This window comes from Curtobacterium sp. PhB130 (genome assembly GCF_003755165.1).
Classification (GTDB): domain Bacteria; phylum Actinomycetota; class Actinomycetes; order Actinomycetales; family Microbacteriaceae; genus Curtobacterium.
On record NZ_RKII01000007.1, the window covers coordinates 1 to 14733 of the forward strand.

At 71.6% G+C, this 14733-nt stretch carries 15 protein-coding genes and 1 pseudogene; 11 read left to right on the forward strand and 5 right to left on the reverse strand.

The features are described from left to right. The 9 genes and pseudogenes from EDF24_RS19480 to EDF24_RS05870 all read left to right on the forward strand — a co-directional run. Window positions 1–1356 (forward strand): annotated as a pseudogene (locus EDF24_RS19480) (primosomal protein); the annotation flags it as partial. 31 nt (window positions 1357–1387) lie between these two features. Then, on the forward strand, window positions 1388–2362 hold the full coding sequence (locus EDF24_RS05835; protein WP_123701483.1) for an HAD-IIA family hydrolase: 975 nt from the start codon (window positions 1388–1390) through the stop codon (window positions 2360–2362). Window positions 2363–2372: 10 nt separating this feature from the next. After that, a complete protein-coding gene (locus EDF24_RS05840) occupies window positions 2373–2552 on the forward strand; it encodes a hypothetical protein (RefSeq protein WP_148070811.1) in 180 nt (59 codons plus the stop codon). Next, window positions 2545–3387 carry a TlyA family RNA methyltransferase gene (locus EDF24_RS05845; RefSeq protein ID WP_260233366.1) on the forward strand — a complete coding sequence of 281 codons (843 nt, stop codon included), beginning with the start codon at window positions 2545–2547 and terminating at the stop codon, window positions 3385–3387. The genes EDF24_RS05840 and EDF24_RS05845 overlap by 8 nt, the downstream gene beginning before the upstream one ends. Further along, the gene (locus EDF24_RS05850; protein WP_123655970.1) at window positions 3384–4316 is read left to right on the forward strand and encodes an NAD kinase; all 933 of its coding nucleotides are present in this window, start codon (window positions 3384–3386) and stop codon (window positions 4314–4316) included. Before EDF24_RS05845 ends, EDF24_RS05850 begins: the two co-directional genes overlap by 4 nt. Continuing rightward, window positions 4313–6004, forward strand: coding sequence for a DNA repair protein RecN (gene recN / locus EDF24_RS05855; protein WP_123701487.1), 1692 nt, complete (start codon window positions 4313–4315; stop codon window positions 6002–6004). The genes EDF24_RS05850 and recN overlap by 4 nt, the downstream gene beginning before the upstream one ends. Before the next feature lie 79 nt (window positions 6005–6083). Then, window positions 6084–7808: a CTP synthase gene (locus tag EDF24_RS05860; RefSeq protein WP_311316792.1), complete on the forward strand. Its 1725-nt coding sequence runs from the start codon at window positions 6084–6086 to the stop codon at window positions 7806–7808. Between the two features lie 104 nt (window positions 7809–7912). Further along, window positions 7913–8482 carry an NUDIX hydrolase gene (locus tag EDF24_RS05865; RefSeq protein WP_123701489.1) on the forward strand — a complete coding sequence of 190 codons (570 nt, stop codon included), beginning with the start codon at window positions 7913–7915 and terminating at the stop codon, window positions 8480–8482. A 12-nt stretch (window positions 8483–8494) separates the two neighbouring features. Continuing rightward, window positions 8495–9484 (forward strand): site-specific tyrosine recombinase XerD, encoded by a 990-nt coding sequence (locus EDF24_RS05870; protein WP_123702549.1) that lies wholly within the window; start codon window positions 8495–8497, stop codon window positions 9482–9484. 35 nt (window positions 9485–9519) lie between these two features. On the opposite strand, the gene EDF24_RS05875 is transcribed toward EDF24_RS05870, so the two are convergent. The 4 genes from EDF24_RS05875 to EDF24_RS05890 form a co-directional block, all read right to left on the reverse strand. After that, window positions 9520–9771 (reverse strand): hypothetical protein, encoded by a 252-nt coding sequence (locus EDF24_RS05875; RefSeq protein ID WP_123701491.1) that lies wholly within the window; start codon window positions 9769–9771, stop codon window positions 9520–9522. Between the two features lie 10 nt (window positions 9772–9781). Next, window positions 9782–10615 carry a hypothetical protein gene (locus EDF24_RS05880; protein ID WP_148070812.1) on the reverse strand — a complete coding sequence of 278 codons (834 nt, stop codon included), beginning with the start codon at window positions 10613–10615 and terminating at the stop codon, window positions 9782–9784. Between the two features lie 97 nt (window positions 10616–10712). Next, window positions 10713–11162, reverse strand: coding sequence for a DUF2510 domain-containing protein (locus tag EDF24_RS05885; protein WP_123701495.1), 450 nt, complete (start codon window positions 11160–11162; stop codon window positions 10713–10715). Window positions 11163–11265: 103 nt separating this feature from the next. After that, window positions 11266–12303: an LLM class flavin-dependent oxidoreductase gene (locus EDF24_RS05890; RefSeq protein WP_123655964.1), complete on the reverse strand. Its 1038-nt coding sequence runs from the start codon at window positions 12301–12303 to the stop codon at window positions 11266–11268. Between the two features lie 49 nt (window positions 12304–12352). Between EDF24_RS05890 and EDF24_RS05895 the strand changes: the two genes are divergently transcribed. Beyond that, window positions 12353–12685 (forward strand): TraR/DksA C4-type zinc finger protein, encoded by a 333-nt coding sequence (locus tag EDF24_RS05895; RefSeq protein WP_123701497.1) that lies wholly within the window; start codon window positions 12353–12355, stop codon window positions 12683–12685. Window positions 12686–12875: 190 nt separating this feature from the next. Next, entirely contained in the window at window positions 12876–13298 is a 423-nt protein-coding gene (locus tag EDF24_RS05900) for a TIGR02611 family protein (protein ID WP_260233367.1), read from the forward strand. Between the two features lie 46 nt (window positions 13299–13344). Here the strand turns inward: EDF24_RS05900 and EDF24_RS05905 are convergent, their stop codons facing one another. Next, window positions 13345–14604: an MFS transporter gene (locus EDF24_RS05905; protein ID WP_123701499.1), complete on the reverse strand. Its 1260-nt coding sequence runs from the start codon at window positions 14602–14604 to the stop codon at window positions 13345–13347. Between the last annotated feature and the right edge of the window lie 129 nt (window positions 14605–14733).

Sequence of the window (14733 nt, forward strand, 5' to 3'; positions counted from 1 at the left end):
TCGTACAACTCGGACCGGCCGCGCCGTGACGGAGATCGTCCGTCGTACAACTCGGACCGGCCGCGCCGTGACGGAGATCGTCCGTCGTACAACTCGGACCGGCCGCGCCGTGACGGAGATCGTCCGTCGTACAACTCCGACCGGCCGCGCCGTGACGGAGATCGTCCGTCGTACAACTCGGACCGGCCTCGCCGTGATGGTGACCGTCCCTTCCGCGGGGGCAACGACCGCCCGCGGCGTGACGGCGATCGTCCGTCGTACAACTCCGACCGGCCCCGCCGCGACGGGGACCGTCCCGAGCGTGGCTCGTTCAGCACCCGCGGCGGCGGCGACGAGCGTCGGCGCTTCGGCGACGGTAACCGCGGCCCCGGCGCCCGCTTCGGCGAAGCCGCACGTGACGACTTCGAGGACCGCGACCCCTACGGCACCAAGTCGATCCGCCCGCGTCACGAGGACCCGGAGATCCCCGAGGAGGTGCAGGCCCGCGACCTGCACCCGCAGGCCCGCGCCGAGCTCAAGACCCTCAGCAAGGACAACGCGGACTGGGTGGCGAAGCACCTCGTCACCGCCGCGCTGCTGGTGGACGAGGACCCCGAGCTCGCGAACCAGCACGCGCTGAGCGCAGCCCGCCGCGCCGGTCGCGTCGCGGTGGTCCGGGAGACCGCGGCGATCACGGCCTACCGGCTCGGCGACTTCAGCACCGCGCTCCGTGAACTCCGCACCTACCGGCGGATCTCGGGCCGCAACGACCAGCTGCCGATGATGGTGGACTGCGAGCGCGGGCTCGGCCGGCCGGAGCGTGCCCTGGAGCTCGGCCGCTCGGTGGACCGTGCAGCGCTCGAGCCCGGCGTCCAGGTGGAACTCGCGATCGCGATGTCCGGTGCCCGCCTCGACCTCGGGAACCCCACAGCTGCCCTCGGCGAGCTGGAGATTCCACAGCTCGACCCGTCGACGGCCTACAGCTGGTCCCCGGCGCTCTACAGTGCTTACGCGGCCACGCTCGAGGAGCTCGGCCGCCAGGACGAGGCCGACGAGTGGTGGGCCCGTGTCGACCGTGCTGCAGAGGCCCTCGCCGAAGCAGCTGACGAGGACTCTTGGGAGACGATTGATGTGGTCGAGGAAGCGTTCGAAGTCGAAGGACTCGACGACGAACCAGCAGACGACGAGCTCGACGAGCCCGCAGGCGACGAGCTCGGCGAGCGCGCAGACGACGAGCTCGACGAGCCCGCAGCCGACGAGTCCGGCGAACCCGACCAGCTCGAGCCCCTCGGCGACGTCGACGAGCCCGGCGACGACGACCTCGGCGAGATCGACGAAGACAACCCCCGGGACGTCGACGGCTCCGCAGCCGACTGACACCCCGCGTCCGCCGACGGACGGCGTCGACGTGGTCCTCACCGACCTCGACGGCGTCGTCTACCGCGGCCGCAACGCGATCCCGCACGCGGTCGAAGCGCTGACCCGCGCCTCGCTCACCGCCCGTGTCGGCTACATCACGAACAACGCGTCGCGGCGCCCGTCCGACGTGGCAGAGCACCTCGAGCGCTACGGCCTCGAAGTGGGCCCGGACGACGTCGTGACGAGCTCCCAGGCGGGCGTGCGGCTCCTCGCGACACTCGTGCCGGCGGGCTCCACGATCCTGGTGATCGGCGGCATCGGCCTGACGAGCATCGTCGAGCAGGCCGGCTTCACGGTGACGTCGAGCGCGGACGACGCTCCGGCAGCGGTGATCCAGGGCTTCTCCCCGGACCTCGGGTGGCAGCAGCTCGCCGAGGCGTCCTTCGCCCTCGCCGATCCCGCGGTGCCGTGGGTCGCGACGAACATGGACTGGTCGATCCCGGTCGAGCGCGGGATCGCCCCGGGCAACGGCACGCTGGTCGCCGCCGTGCACCAGGCCGTCGGCCGGATGCCGGTCGTCGCCGGGAAGCCCGAGCGCCCGATCTTCGACGCGGCCCTCGCCCGCTTCGGCGGCGAGCGTCCGCTGTTCATCGGCGACCGGCTCGACACCGACATCAAGGGCGCGAACGACGCCGGGATCCCGAGCGTCCTCGTGCTCACCGGCATCGACAAGGCCAAGCAGGTCCTCGCGGCCGACGAGCGCTCGCGTCCCACGTTCGTGCTGGAAGACCTCCGCGGTCTGTCCGAACCCTACCCGGTGACCCATCGGCACGACGGCGACGACGGCACCCGCTTCGTGACCGTCGGCGACGCCACGGTCCGCATGCGTGCGCACGTGATCCGGGTGGAGCGTGCCGGCGACGACCCGATGAACCTGCTCCGTGCTGGCGCGACCGCCATCTGGGACTCCGGCCTGGCCATCTACGGTCTCGACGTCGACCCCCAGCTCTACGGCGGCGAGTAGCGTGACGGACGTGCCGACCGACCCCCAGCAGCAGCAGCCCGCGGCGCCGCATGACGTCGACGGCAGTGACGTCGCCCGGCGCGCACACGACGCCGAGGCACTCCCGCTGACGGATCGCGCCGATGTGTTCTCGGGTCTGCACGACGAACTCCGCACCCGACTCGAGAGCGGCGGCACGGCGAGTGCCTGACGACCTCCAGACCGGGACGACACCGGTCGAGGTCGCCCCGGCGCGCCTCGACGCCGCCGTCGCGTCCCGCGGACTCGCGAAGTCCCGCACCGCTGCCGCGAAGCTGATCGCCGCCGGCCGTGTCAGCGTGGACGGTGCCCCGGTCACCAAGTCCTCGACGCCGGTGGGCCCGGACGCCGAGATCGTGGTGGACGCCGGTGACGAATGGGTCTCCCGCGCCGCGCTGAAGCTCGTCGGCGCGCTCGACTCCTTCGACATCGACCCGAGCGGCCTCGTCGCGCTGGACGTGGGCGCCAGCACGGGCGGGTTCACGCAGGTGCTCCTCGCGCGTGGTGCTCGTCGCGTGGTCGCGCTCGACGTCGGGCACGGCCAGCTCGACCCGGTCGTGGCACTCGACGAGCGTGTCGCCGTGGTGGAGGGCGTGAACGCCCGGAACCTGACGGCCGCGGACTACCTGGCGCTCGACCCCGCCGCCGCGGACACCGCACTCGTGGTGGGGGACCTGTCGTTCATCAGCCTCCGGATCGTCCTGCCCGCCCTGGTCGAGGCCGTTCCGGCGGATGACTTCGTGCTGCTCGTGAAGCCGCAGTTCGAAGTCGGCCGGGGCGGTGTGCGCGAGGGCATCGTCCGTGACGCCGGACTGCGGAACGACGCCCTCATGAACGTGCTCTGGGCGGCATGGGACCTCGGCCTCGGGACCGCCGGCCTCGTGGCCTCCCCGATCATCGGGACCCACGGCAACCACGAGTACCTCGCGCGTCTCCAGCGGGGCGCAGGGTCCAATCCGACAGAATGGATCGGACGCGCGACCGAACTGGCGGAAGGGGCTCCATGAGCGACGAACGGCACATCCTGCTCGTCTCGCACACGGGCCGACGAGACTCGATCGACGCTGCGGTCGAGGTCTGCGACATCCTGCACGCGGCCGGCCTGACGCCCGTGATGCCCTTCGACGAGTACGCGGACATCCGACGTGCCGAAGCGACCGTCGGCCAGGTCGACATCCTCGGCGTCGACGTGCAGCGCGACGACCTCGAGATCGTCATCGTCCTCGGTGGCGACGGCACCATCCTCCGTGCGGCGGAGCTCGTCCGCGGCACCCGGGCGCCCATCGTCGGCGTGAACCTCGGGCACGTGGGCTTCCTCGCCGAGAGCGAGCGCGACGGCCTCTCGGAGACCGTCGAGCGCGCACTCTCCGGTGACTACCACGTCGAGGAACGCGTGGCACTGCAGGTCGACGTCGTCGTCGGCCAGGAGATCGTCTACTCGTCCTGGGCGCTGAACGAGGCGACCATCGAGAAGGCCTCCCGTGAACGCATGCTCGAGGTCGTGACCGAGGTCGACGGGCGTCCGCTCTCGTCGTTCGGCTGCGACGGCGTCGTGATCTCGACACCGACCGGCTCGACGGCGTACTCGTTCTCCGGCGGCGGCCCCATCGTCTGGCCGGACGTCGACGCGCTCATCATGGTGCCCCTCAGCGCCCACGCGCTCTTCTCGAAGCCGATCGTGGTCGGACCCGACTGCGTCCTCGCGGTCGAGGTGCTCCGGCGGACGAGCGGCGTCGGCGTCCTCTGGTGCGACGGTCGCCGGACACACGACCTGCCGCCGGGGGCGCGCATCGAGGTCAGCCGCTCACCGGAACCCGTCCGGGTCGCGCGACTCAAGGACGCCCCGTTCACCGACCGGCTCGTGGCGAAGTTCCAGCTCCCCGTCGCGGGATGGCGCGGCCCGCAGCACGACGACGACCACGGGAGCAGCCTGTGATCGAGGAGATCTCGATCTCGGACCTCGGAGTGATCGGCGACGCGACCCTCGAGCTCGGGCCGGGATTCACCGTCGTCACCGGTGAGACCGGGGCCGGTAAGACCATGATCGTCACCGCGCTCGGGCTCCTGCTCGGTGCGCGCGCCGATGCCGGTTCGGTCCGCCGCGGTGCCTCCAGCGCCGTGGTCGAAGGACGCTGGGTCGTCCCGGACCACGCCGCGGTCGCCGAACGCGTCGAGGACGCCGGTGGCACCGTCGAGGACGGCGAACTCATCCTCACCCGCACGGTCTCCGCCGAGGGGCGCAGTCGCGCCACGGTCGGCGGCCGGAGCGCTCCCGTCGCGGTGCTCGGCGAACTCGCGGACCAGCTCGTCACCGTGCACGGACAGTCGGACCAGATCCGCCTGACCTCGTCGACCGCCCAGCGCGCCGCGCTCGACGGCTTCGGTGCCGCTGCGGTCGAGAAGGCCCTGAGCCGCTACGGCGCGGCGTACGACACGTGGCAGGCGCACGCGGGTGAACTCGAGACGCTGACCCGGGACCGCGACGACCGTCTGGCCGAAGCCGAACGGCTCCGCGCCGCATCGGACGAGATCGAAGCCGCAGCACCCCAGCCCGGCGAGGACGCCGAGCTCCAGGAACGCGCGGACCGGCTCGGGAACCTCGAGGAACTCCGCCTCTCCGCCAGCCTCGCGCACGAGGCGATCTCCTCCGAGTCCCTCGACGGCACCGACGTCATCGGCCTGGTCGAAGCAGCACGTCGGGCGATCGAGCGCGTCGCCGCGGCGGACAGCACGCTGCAGCCCGTGCTGGAGCAGCTGACCGAGCTCGGGATCCAGGCGAGCGAGGCCTCGGCGAGCCTGTCGAGCTACCTCGGCTCGCTCGAACCCGAAGCCGGCCACGACCTCGAACTCATCAACGAGCGCCGTGCGGTGCTCTCCGGTCTGGCACGGAAGTACGGCGAGACCGTCGACGACGTCATCGCCTTCGGGCAGCGGGCGAGCGACCGGCTGCTGGAACTCGACGGCGACGACGACCGCATCGTGGCGCTGCAGGACGCCGTCGCGCAGGACGAGGTCGCGCTCGAGCAGGCGGCGACCGCGCTGACCGCGGCACGGACGAAGGCCGCCGGCGACCTCGCGAAGCGTGTCACGACGGAACTGAAGACCCTGGCGATGGCCGGCGCGACCCTCGTGGTCGAGGTCACCGACGCCGGCGAGTACCGCCGGCACGGCCGTGACCAGGTCGCGATCCTGCTGCAGCCGCACTCCGGCACCGATCCGCGTCCGATCGGCAAGGGGGCGTCCGGCGGTGAGCTCTCCCGCGTGATGCTCGCGATCGAGGTCGTGATGGCCGGATCGACCACCGTCCCCACGTTCGTGTTCGACGAGGTGGACGCCGGCGTCGGCGGTGCGGCGGCGATCGAGATCGGCCGACGGCTCGCGAAGCTCGCCGAGCGCACCCAGGTCATCGTCGTGACGCACCTGGCGCAGGTGGCAGCGTTCGCGACGAACCACCTCAACGTCGTGAAGGACGCCAGCGGTGCCGTCACCTCGTCGAGCGTCCGTCGCCTCGAAGGGGACGACCGCCTCCAGGAGATGGCGCGCCTGCTCTCCGGCCTCGGCGACAGCGCCAGCGGCATGGAGCACGCCCGCGAGCTGCTCGAGGTCGCAGCCCAGTCCGCCTGACCGGCCACGGGCCGGGCGGACACGCGCACGGCGAACGCGGGTCGCGCCTCCCGGCAGTTCTGACGTACGATGGAATCCCGTGGCGGACACTCTCAGCAGCGGTACCCAGGCAAGCAACCCGACCCCGAAGGTGACGAAGCAGATCTTCGTGACCGGCGGGGTCGTCTCGTCTCTCGGCAAGGGCCTGACGGCAGCCAGCCTCGGCAACCTCCTCACGGCTCGCGGCCTCAAGGTCGTCATGCAGAAGCTCGACCCGTACCTCAACGTGGACCCGGGCACCATGAACCCGTTCCAGCACGGCGAGGTCTTCGTGACCGACGACGGTGCGGAGACGGACCTCGACATCGGGCACTACGAACGCTTCCTCGACATCAACCTGTCGCAGTCGGCGAACGTGACGACCGGGCAGGTGTACTCGACGGTCATCGCCAAGGAGCGTCGCGGCGAGTACCTCGGCGACACCGTGCAGGTCATCCCGCACATCACCGACGAGATCAAGCGCCGGATGCGCGAGCAGGCGGAGAACGACCCGCAGCCCGACGTCATCATCACCGAGGTCGGCGGCACGGTCGGCGACATCGAGTCCCAGCCGTTCATCGAGTCGGCCCGCCAGGTGCGTCACGAGCTCGGCCGCAACAACGTGTTCTTCGTGCACGTTTCGCTGGTGCCGTTCATGAACGCCTCCGGCGAGCAGAAGACGAAGCCGACGCAGCACTCCGTCGCCGCGCTCCGCTCGATCGGCATCCAGCCGGACGCGCTCGTGCTCCGCAGCGACCGCCCGGTGTCCGACGCGAACAAGCGCAAGATCGCGCTGATGTGCGACGTGGACGAGGATGCCGTGGTGAACGCCGTGGACGTCCCCTCGATCTACGACCTGCCGACGCTCCTCAACACGCAGGGGCTCGACCGCGTGATCGTCGACGCGCTGCACCTCGAGGCGAACGAGGTCGACTGGACCTCGTGGAACCCGGTGCTCCGCGCCGTGCACGAGCCGAAGAAGGACGTCACGATCGCCCTGGTCGGCAAGTACATCGACCTGCCGGACGCGTACCTGTCCGTCACGGAGGCGCTCCGGGCCGGCGGCTTCGCCCACAACGCGAAGGTCACGCTGAAGTGGGTCGTCTCCGACGACTGCACCACGCCCGAGGGTGCGGCCAAGCAGCTCGGCGACGTCGACGGCATCTGCATCCCCGGTGGCTTCGGCGTCCGCGGGATCGAGGGCAAGCTCGGCGCGCTGAAGTTCGCCCGCGAGAACCACATCCCGACGCTCGGCCTGTGCCTCGGCCTGCAGTGCATGGTGATCGAGTACGCCCGCCACGAAGCCGGCCTGGCCGACGCGTCCAGCTCCGAGTTCGACCCGGAGACCCCGACCCCCGTCATCGCGACGATGGCGGAGCAGGTGGACATCATCGCCGGTGGCGACCTCGGCGGCACGATGCGCCTCGGCCTCTACCCGGCGCACTTCACCGAGGGCTCGCTCGCCGCGGACCTGTACGGCGCGCCCGAGGCCTCGGAGCGTCACCGTCACCGCTACGAGGTGAACAACAAGTACCGCCAGCAGATCGCGGACGCCGGCCTGGTGTTCTCGGGCACCTCGCCCGACGGCACCCTGGTCGAGTACGTCGAGCTGGACCGTGCGGAGCACCCGTTCTACATCGGCACGCAGGCGCACCCGGAGCTGCGCTCGCGTCCGAACAACGCGCACCCGCTGTTCGCGGGCCTCGTCGAGGCCGCGATCGCGCGCAACGAGGCGACGCGCCTGTTCGACCCGGAGTCGGAGACGGAGTCGGTCGACGTCGCGTAGTCGCGTCCCGGCCACGTCCTGACGGGAGGCCCGGTGCTGTTCCGGCACCGGGCCTCCCGTCGTTCGGTGGTGGCCTCCACGGCGGGCGCTGGTTGGATGGGGTGGTGACTGACGAACCCATCGCTGATGTGACCGCTTCCTACGACGTGACGTCGTCCGACCTCGTGTACGAGGGCGCCGTCTGGAACATCCGCCGTGACACCGTCGCGTACGGCGACGGCAGCATGGTGCGGGAGTACGTCGACCACACCGGTGCTGTGGCGGTCTACGCCGAGGACGACGAGGGCCGCGTGCTCGTCATCCAGCAGTACCGCCACCCCGTGCACCTGCGCGACTGGGAGCTGCCCGCCGGGCTCCTCGACATCGACGGCGAGGACGAGGTCGTCGCGGCGAAGCGCGAGCTCGCGGAAGAGGCGGACGTCGAAGCCGAGCAGTGGGAGCCGCTCGTGCGGTACAACACCTCCTCGGGTGGCAGCGACGAGTTCATCCAGATCTACCGTGCCCGTGGTGTCCGGGCGACCGACTCGGCGTTCGAGCGGTCGGACGAAGAGGCCGACATCGTGAAGCGCTGGGTGCCCCGGTCGGAGATCGTCGCCGGGATCCTCGAGGGGCGGCTGCACAACTCCGCGCTCCTGGTCGCGGCGCTCGCCGTGGAGGCGCTCGAGCGGCGCTAGCCTCGTCGGGTGATCCCACTCGACCGTGCCGCCGAGACGTACCTGCGGCACATCGCGATCGAGCGCGGGCTGTCCGACCACACGCTGACGGCGTACCGGCGGGACCTCGCGACGTTCACCACGTGGATCGCCACGCAGCCCACGGTCGACTCGTCCGGCGCCGACCGGGCCGGCGGCGCAGCCGTCGTGGGCGACGTCGGGCGTCTCGCCCGTGCCGACCTCGCCGGGTTCGTGGAGCACCTCGCGACGCGGGACGCACCGCTCGCCCCGCGCTCGATCGCGCGGATGCTCAGCTCCGTGCGGTCCTTCACCACGTTCGCCGCGGGGGAGGGCTGGCTGCCGCTCGACCCCGGCGCGTCCGTCCGACCGCCGAAGGCGCCGATGCGGCTGCCGAAGGCGATCTCCGTCGAGGACATGGAGCGGCTGCTGCAGGCCGTGGACGGCGACGACCCGGTGCAGCTCCGGGACCGGGCGCTCCTCGAACTGCTCTACGCCACCGGTGCCCGGATCTCCGAGGCCGTCGGGCTCTCCGTGGACGACGTGACGACGCTCGCCGCCGTGGACGAGGACTCCGACGAGGACACCGACGTCTCCGTGGTGCGGGTCACCGGCAAGGGCAACAAGCAGCGGATCGTGCCGCTCGGCAGCTACGCGCGGGCCGCCGTGGACGCGTACCTGGTGCGGGCGCGGCCGCTGTTCGCCGCGCGGGGGCACGCGACGCCGGCGCTGTTCCTCGGGGCGCGGGGCGCTCGGCTCTCCCGGCAGAGCGCGTGGCTCGTGATCCAGGCGGCCGCAGCTGCCGCGGACCTGACCGAGCACGTGTCGCCGCACACCTTCCGGCACTCCTTCGCGACGCACCTGCTCGAGGGCGGGGCGGACGTGCGGGTCGTGCAGGAGCTGCTCGGGCACGCGAGCGTCGCGACGACGCAGATCTACACGCTGGTGACGGCGGACATGCTGCGGGACGTGTACCAGACGTCGCACCCGCGGGCGCGGCGCTGACGCGGGCTCCGTCAGGCAGGGCGCGTCAGTCGCCGTCAACGCCGCCGAGACCTCCGCCTGCGGCGCACGAGCGCCTGTCCCGCGAACAGACCGAGCAGGATCCCGAGCATCGCGAGCCCGAGCGCCCTCATGCCTGAATCGGTCGTGCCCGCTGCGGCGACGACCGCGAGCGCGACGAACCACGCGAGGAACGGCGCGCTCGCGAGCAGTGTGCCGACCCCCCGGCTGGCCCTGGCGGAGGCGACTCCGAACACGATGCCGGCGGCCGCGCTCAGGACGAGGACCACACCCACCGTCCTAGCACTTCGGGAACGTCGGCCACCACGTCCCGACGAACGGTGGCAAACCGGCCACGTGGATCTTGATGCACTTGCCGCCAGCCAGCTGCGCCGCGCTGAACGCTGCGAGCGCACCGCAGGCGATGGTGAGCGCGCGCAGTGCGGGAACCGGGGACTTGGAGAAGACGGCGGCACAACTGCCGACCGTCCCCACCGCCGCGGCGCTCTCGCTCCGGTTGAGCGTGGCCGTCCAGTAGCCGGGGAAGACCGTGAAGGTGGGATCCGCGATCACCGGGAACGCTGTGCTCGAATCGACTTCGACGTGTTGTGTCAGCACGTTCCCCGACGCCGAGTAGCTCGTCGGCAATCGACGGCCGTTCGCGTCGACCGCCCAGGGGCGCGCGACGCCGGCCAGGAGGTCCCCGTCCGCCTCCGCGACGCTGACCCGTCCGTCCGGAAGCACGGAGAGCTCGGTGCCTTCTTCGAAGGTCCAGGCGGGCGCGGCCGTCTGCGCCGATGTCATCACCGCGGACAGCCGGGTCGTCGTGTCGTCCAGCTGATCGCTCGCGTACAGCGGCGCGGTCCCTGCCGGTGCGGTGCCGACCTCGCCCATGGTCACGCTCGATCCGTTCACAGACACCTTCTCGCCGTCGCGGACGACGCTGCCCCCGTCTGCGACAACGTCGTCGACCAGTCCGAGCGCGTCTTCGGCGGCTGCAACGGCTCGCAGGGCCTCCGCATCCGAGAGCTCCCCGCGAGCCTGCGCTGGGGTCGCCACGAGCATCGATGCGAACAGACCAAGGGTCGCAGCGGCCACCAAGGGCAGGCGAGCGGTGTGGACATGTGCCTTCATCAGAGTTCCTCCCCGTCAGCACCGTTGCTGATCGAGCCCACCTTGACGGACTCTTCCCTTCGCTGCAACATCAGATGTTGCATATCCGCGATGGGGGTCAGACGAGGTGGAGGTACTCGTTCAGGGCGACGAGGCCCGTCGCGAGGGCGACGACGAACGCCGACGCGGCGAGACTCCGAGCGAGCACGCGCCAACGGCCTGTCGCCCCCGGGCGCACCATGCCGATCGCGCCCATCATGATCGCCAGCACGCTGAAGACGCCGAACGGGTCCAGCACCAGGGACGCCCCCGCGAGCAGGACCGCGGACACCGCGAACGCGCAGAGCCGCCGGGAGGTGCTCGCCCCGTACGCCCACGTCCGGCTCTCGACCGACTGGGTCCGCACCGAGAAGGAGGGCCCGGTCGGGGTCACCACGATGGGCATCACCGGCTCGGTCGGGCGTGTGGGGAGCATCCGCGTCGCATCGCCCCAGGCGCGTCCGTCCCACCAGCGGAGACGACCGGCGTCCCGGGGGTCCGGGAACCAACCGGCGGCCGGCAGCGTCACGGGAACTCCTGAGAACGGGGGATGGTGCCCTCCGACGGTACGGGGAGGACACCATCTGTCCCAGTCCCAGGCCGGGTGTCAGCAGGAAGGGGGACCGGGCACCCTAGGCGCGTGCGGGCGCGGCGTCCACCTCGTGCATCACGTCGGCGACGGCCGCGAGGAGGCGGGCGTTGAAGTCGACCCCGAGCTGGTTCGGCACGGTGACGAGCACGGTGTCGGCAGCGCGGACCGCGGCGTCGGCGGCGAGCTCGGTGACGAGGTCCTCGGGCGAGCCGATGTACGAGCGGCCGAAGCGCGCCAGTCCGCCGTCGAGGTAGCCGACCTGGTCGTTGCCCTCGACCTGCGCGCGGACCCCGAAGTAGTGCCGGGACTCGTCGTCGATGATCGGGATGATGCTCCGGGACACGGACACCCGCGGTTCACGATCCCAGCCCGACTCGGCCCACGTCGTCCGGAAGCGCTCGATCTGCTCCGCCTGGAGTTCGTCGAACGGCACGCCGGTGTCCTCGGTGAGGAGCGTCGACGACATCAGGTTCATGCCCTGCTCCGCGGTCCACTCGGCGGTGGCCCGGGTGCCGGCACCCCACCAGATGCGGTCGGAGAGACCGTCGGACAGCGGGAAGACCGGCAGCGACCCGACGGCGCCGGTCATCTGCGGGTTCGCGTTCGCCATCGGCTCGCCCGCGATCGCACGGCGGAAGACGCTGGTGTGCGCCCGGGCGAGGTCGGCGCCGTTCGGGTCCGACGCGTCCGGGACGTACCCGAACTGCTGGTAACCAGCCTGGGCGGTCTCGGGTGACCCACGCGAGACGCCGAGCTGCAGTCGGCCGCCGGAGATGAGGTCCGTGGCCGCGGCCTCCTCGGCCATGTACAGCGGGTTCTCGTAGCGCATGTCGATCACGCCGGTGCCGATCTCGATGCGGCTGGTCCGGGCGGCGATCGCCGAGAGCAGCGGGAACGGTGCGGCCTGCTGCGGTGCGAAGTGGTGCACGCGGAAGTAGGCGCCGTCGACGCCGGCTTCCTCCGCCGCGACGGCGAGGTCGATCGCCTGGACGAGGGCCTCGCGGCCGCTGCGCACCTTCGATCCGGGGACGTCACGCCAGTGCCCGAAGGACAGGAACCCGATCTTGGTCATGTCCATGCGAACGCATCCGAGGTGGTGTCCATTCCGCCGGACTACGGTCGGCGGCATGGAGGATCCCCGCGACGCACTCACGACCGAGCGCGCGCGTGCCGAGAAGCTCCTCGCGGACGTCGAGCGCAGCATGCGGGACGTCAGCGATGCCCGGGACGGCGCGAACACCGACGACGAGCACGACCCCGAGGGCGCGACCCTCGCGTGGGAGCGCGGCTCGCTCGGTGCGGTGCGCGACGACGCACGCCGACGGATCGACCAGGTCGACGCCGCGCTCGCGCGGCTCGACGCCGGCACCTACGGGATCTGCGCCGTTGGCGGCGAACCGATCCCCGATGCCCGACTGGCCGTGGTCCCGTGGGCCGCGACGTGCGTCGCGCACGCGTGACGAGCCTCCCGTCCGCCGTGTGGTGACCCGCTGCTGACGGGAGGCCCGGTGCCGGTCCGCGGGGAACGCGACACCGGGCGGGTGGTTGCGCCGCGCATCCGTGGGGGCGGTGTCGCGAAGGCCGCGGCACCCACCGCGTCAGCGGCTTCTGCGCCGCTGATTCCCAGCCGCGCGCCCTAGCGTTCCGGGCATGGAGCGAGAGCCGAACGACCGCACCGCGATCACCGCGGACGGCGAGCGGCGCGTCCGGTTCCGGTGGTTCCACGACATGCGCGCCTGGATCCACGCCCGACCGCACGTGCACCTGTTCTGGAAGGTGCTGGTCGGCATCGTCGGCGGGCTCGTCGTGATCATCGGGCTGATCCTCGTGCCGCTGCCCGGGCCCGGGTGGCTCGTGGTGTTCATCGGGCTGACGATCCTGGCGAGCGAGTTCCACTTCTTCCACCGGATCATCACGTGGCTCAGGGCCCAGCTGCACCGCTTCTGGGACTGGGCGAAGGCGCACGGGCCGCAGTGGCTCCGGAACGCGGCCGACCGGGGCAAGGCCGACGTCGACGCGGCACACGCCGATGCCCGTCGGAGCATGCGGCGCCCGGCCCGGCCTGGCCACTAGCGCGGGCGGGGCCCGCGCGGCGCGGCGCTCGCGCGGCGCGGCGCGGCTAGTCCGCGGCGGCGGCGCTCGTGCGGATCGAGCCGGTGGCGGTGCGCTCGAGGACCTCGGACGCCTGCTCCTCGACCGCGGCGGCGTCCCTCGACACGAGCTGCAGCAGGAGGGCGACGACCGCGGCGACGACGATGAAGGCGCCGTACCCGGCGAGCACCGGCACGAGGCCGACCGTCGGTTCGAGCAGGCCACCGATCACTGCCGGCACACCGAAGGCCAGGTAGGACACGACGTAGATCGTGGAGAGCAGCCCCGCACGGTGCGTGGGCGCGGCGGTGGCGAGCAGCATCCGGAGCGGCGCCTGGAAGCCCGCGCCGAACCCGACTCCCGCGATCGCACTGCCGACGACGAGCCCCGGCAGCGAGTGCGCGAACACGAACGACACCGTGACGATCGGTCCGAGGATGAGCGCGACGAGGCCGATGAGGACCCCGATCCGGGCGTCGAGCCGCTGGATGGCGAGCCCCGTCAGCGCGCCGACCCCGGTGACCACGGCGATGAGCGCCCCGGCCGCGAAGTGGTTCGTGATGCCGAAGACGGCGCCGAGTGCCGAGGGGACCAGCGACAGGAACAGTCCACCGAGCGCCCAGCTGGCGATGAGGGAGCCGGCGACGCCGCGGAACAGACGACGGGACGAGCGCGGGACGGAGATCGTCGGGCGCAGGGAACGGAGGGCTCCCGGACGGCGGGTGACCTGCTCGGGCACGACGACGAGCGCGATCACCATGAGGACCAGCAGCGACCCGAAGAGGACGTACACGAGCTGCTCCGGTGCCGGGCCCCACTCGACGAGTGCGCCGCTCGACAGTGCGCCGGTGGCGAGGGCGATCGGCGGGATGACGCCGTTCAGGACGCCGGCGAGCGACGGGTACCGCACGAGCGAGTTGTCGATGAGCGCGGCACCGAGTGCGCCGATGAGCAGGCCGACGGACATGCCCTGCACGATGCGGTCGACGATGAGCGCGCCGAGGCCGTCCGCGATCGAGAACAGCCCGAGCGACAGTGCGACGCCGAGGCCGCCGACCACGAGCACGGGCTTCCGGCCGACGTGGTCGGACAGGCGCCCGGCGACGAGCAGGCTGAGGAGGAGTCCGGCGACGTAGATCGCGAAGACCCCGGTGAGCATGAGCGGGGTGAGGTGCCACTCCGCGGCGTACACGGGGTAGATCGGCGACGGGACGGCCGACGACGCGACCGAGACGAGCAGCATCGTCGCGAGGATCCAGAACCCGGCGACCGAGCGAGCTGACTGCATGAGCGTCCCTTCCGTTGCGGCCGAGGGGCCGTCGCGGCCGACGCAGGCCGCTGTACGAGTGAAGTCGTACGGCATTGGTACCGCACCTCGCTGTACGACGCAAGTCGTACTGTGAGGCGAACGGTGGTA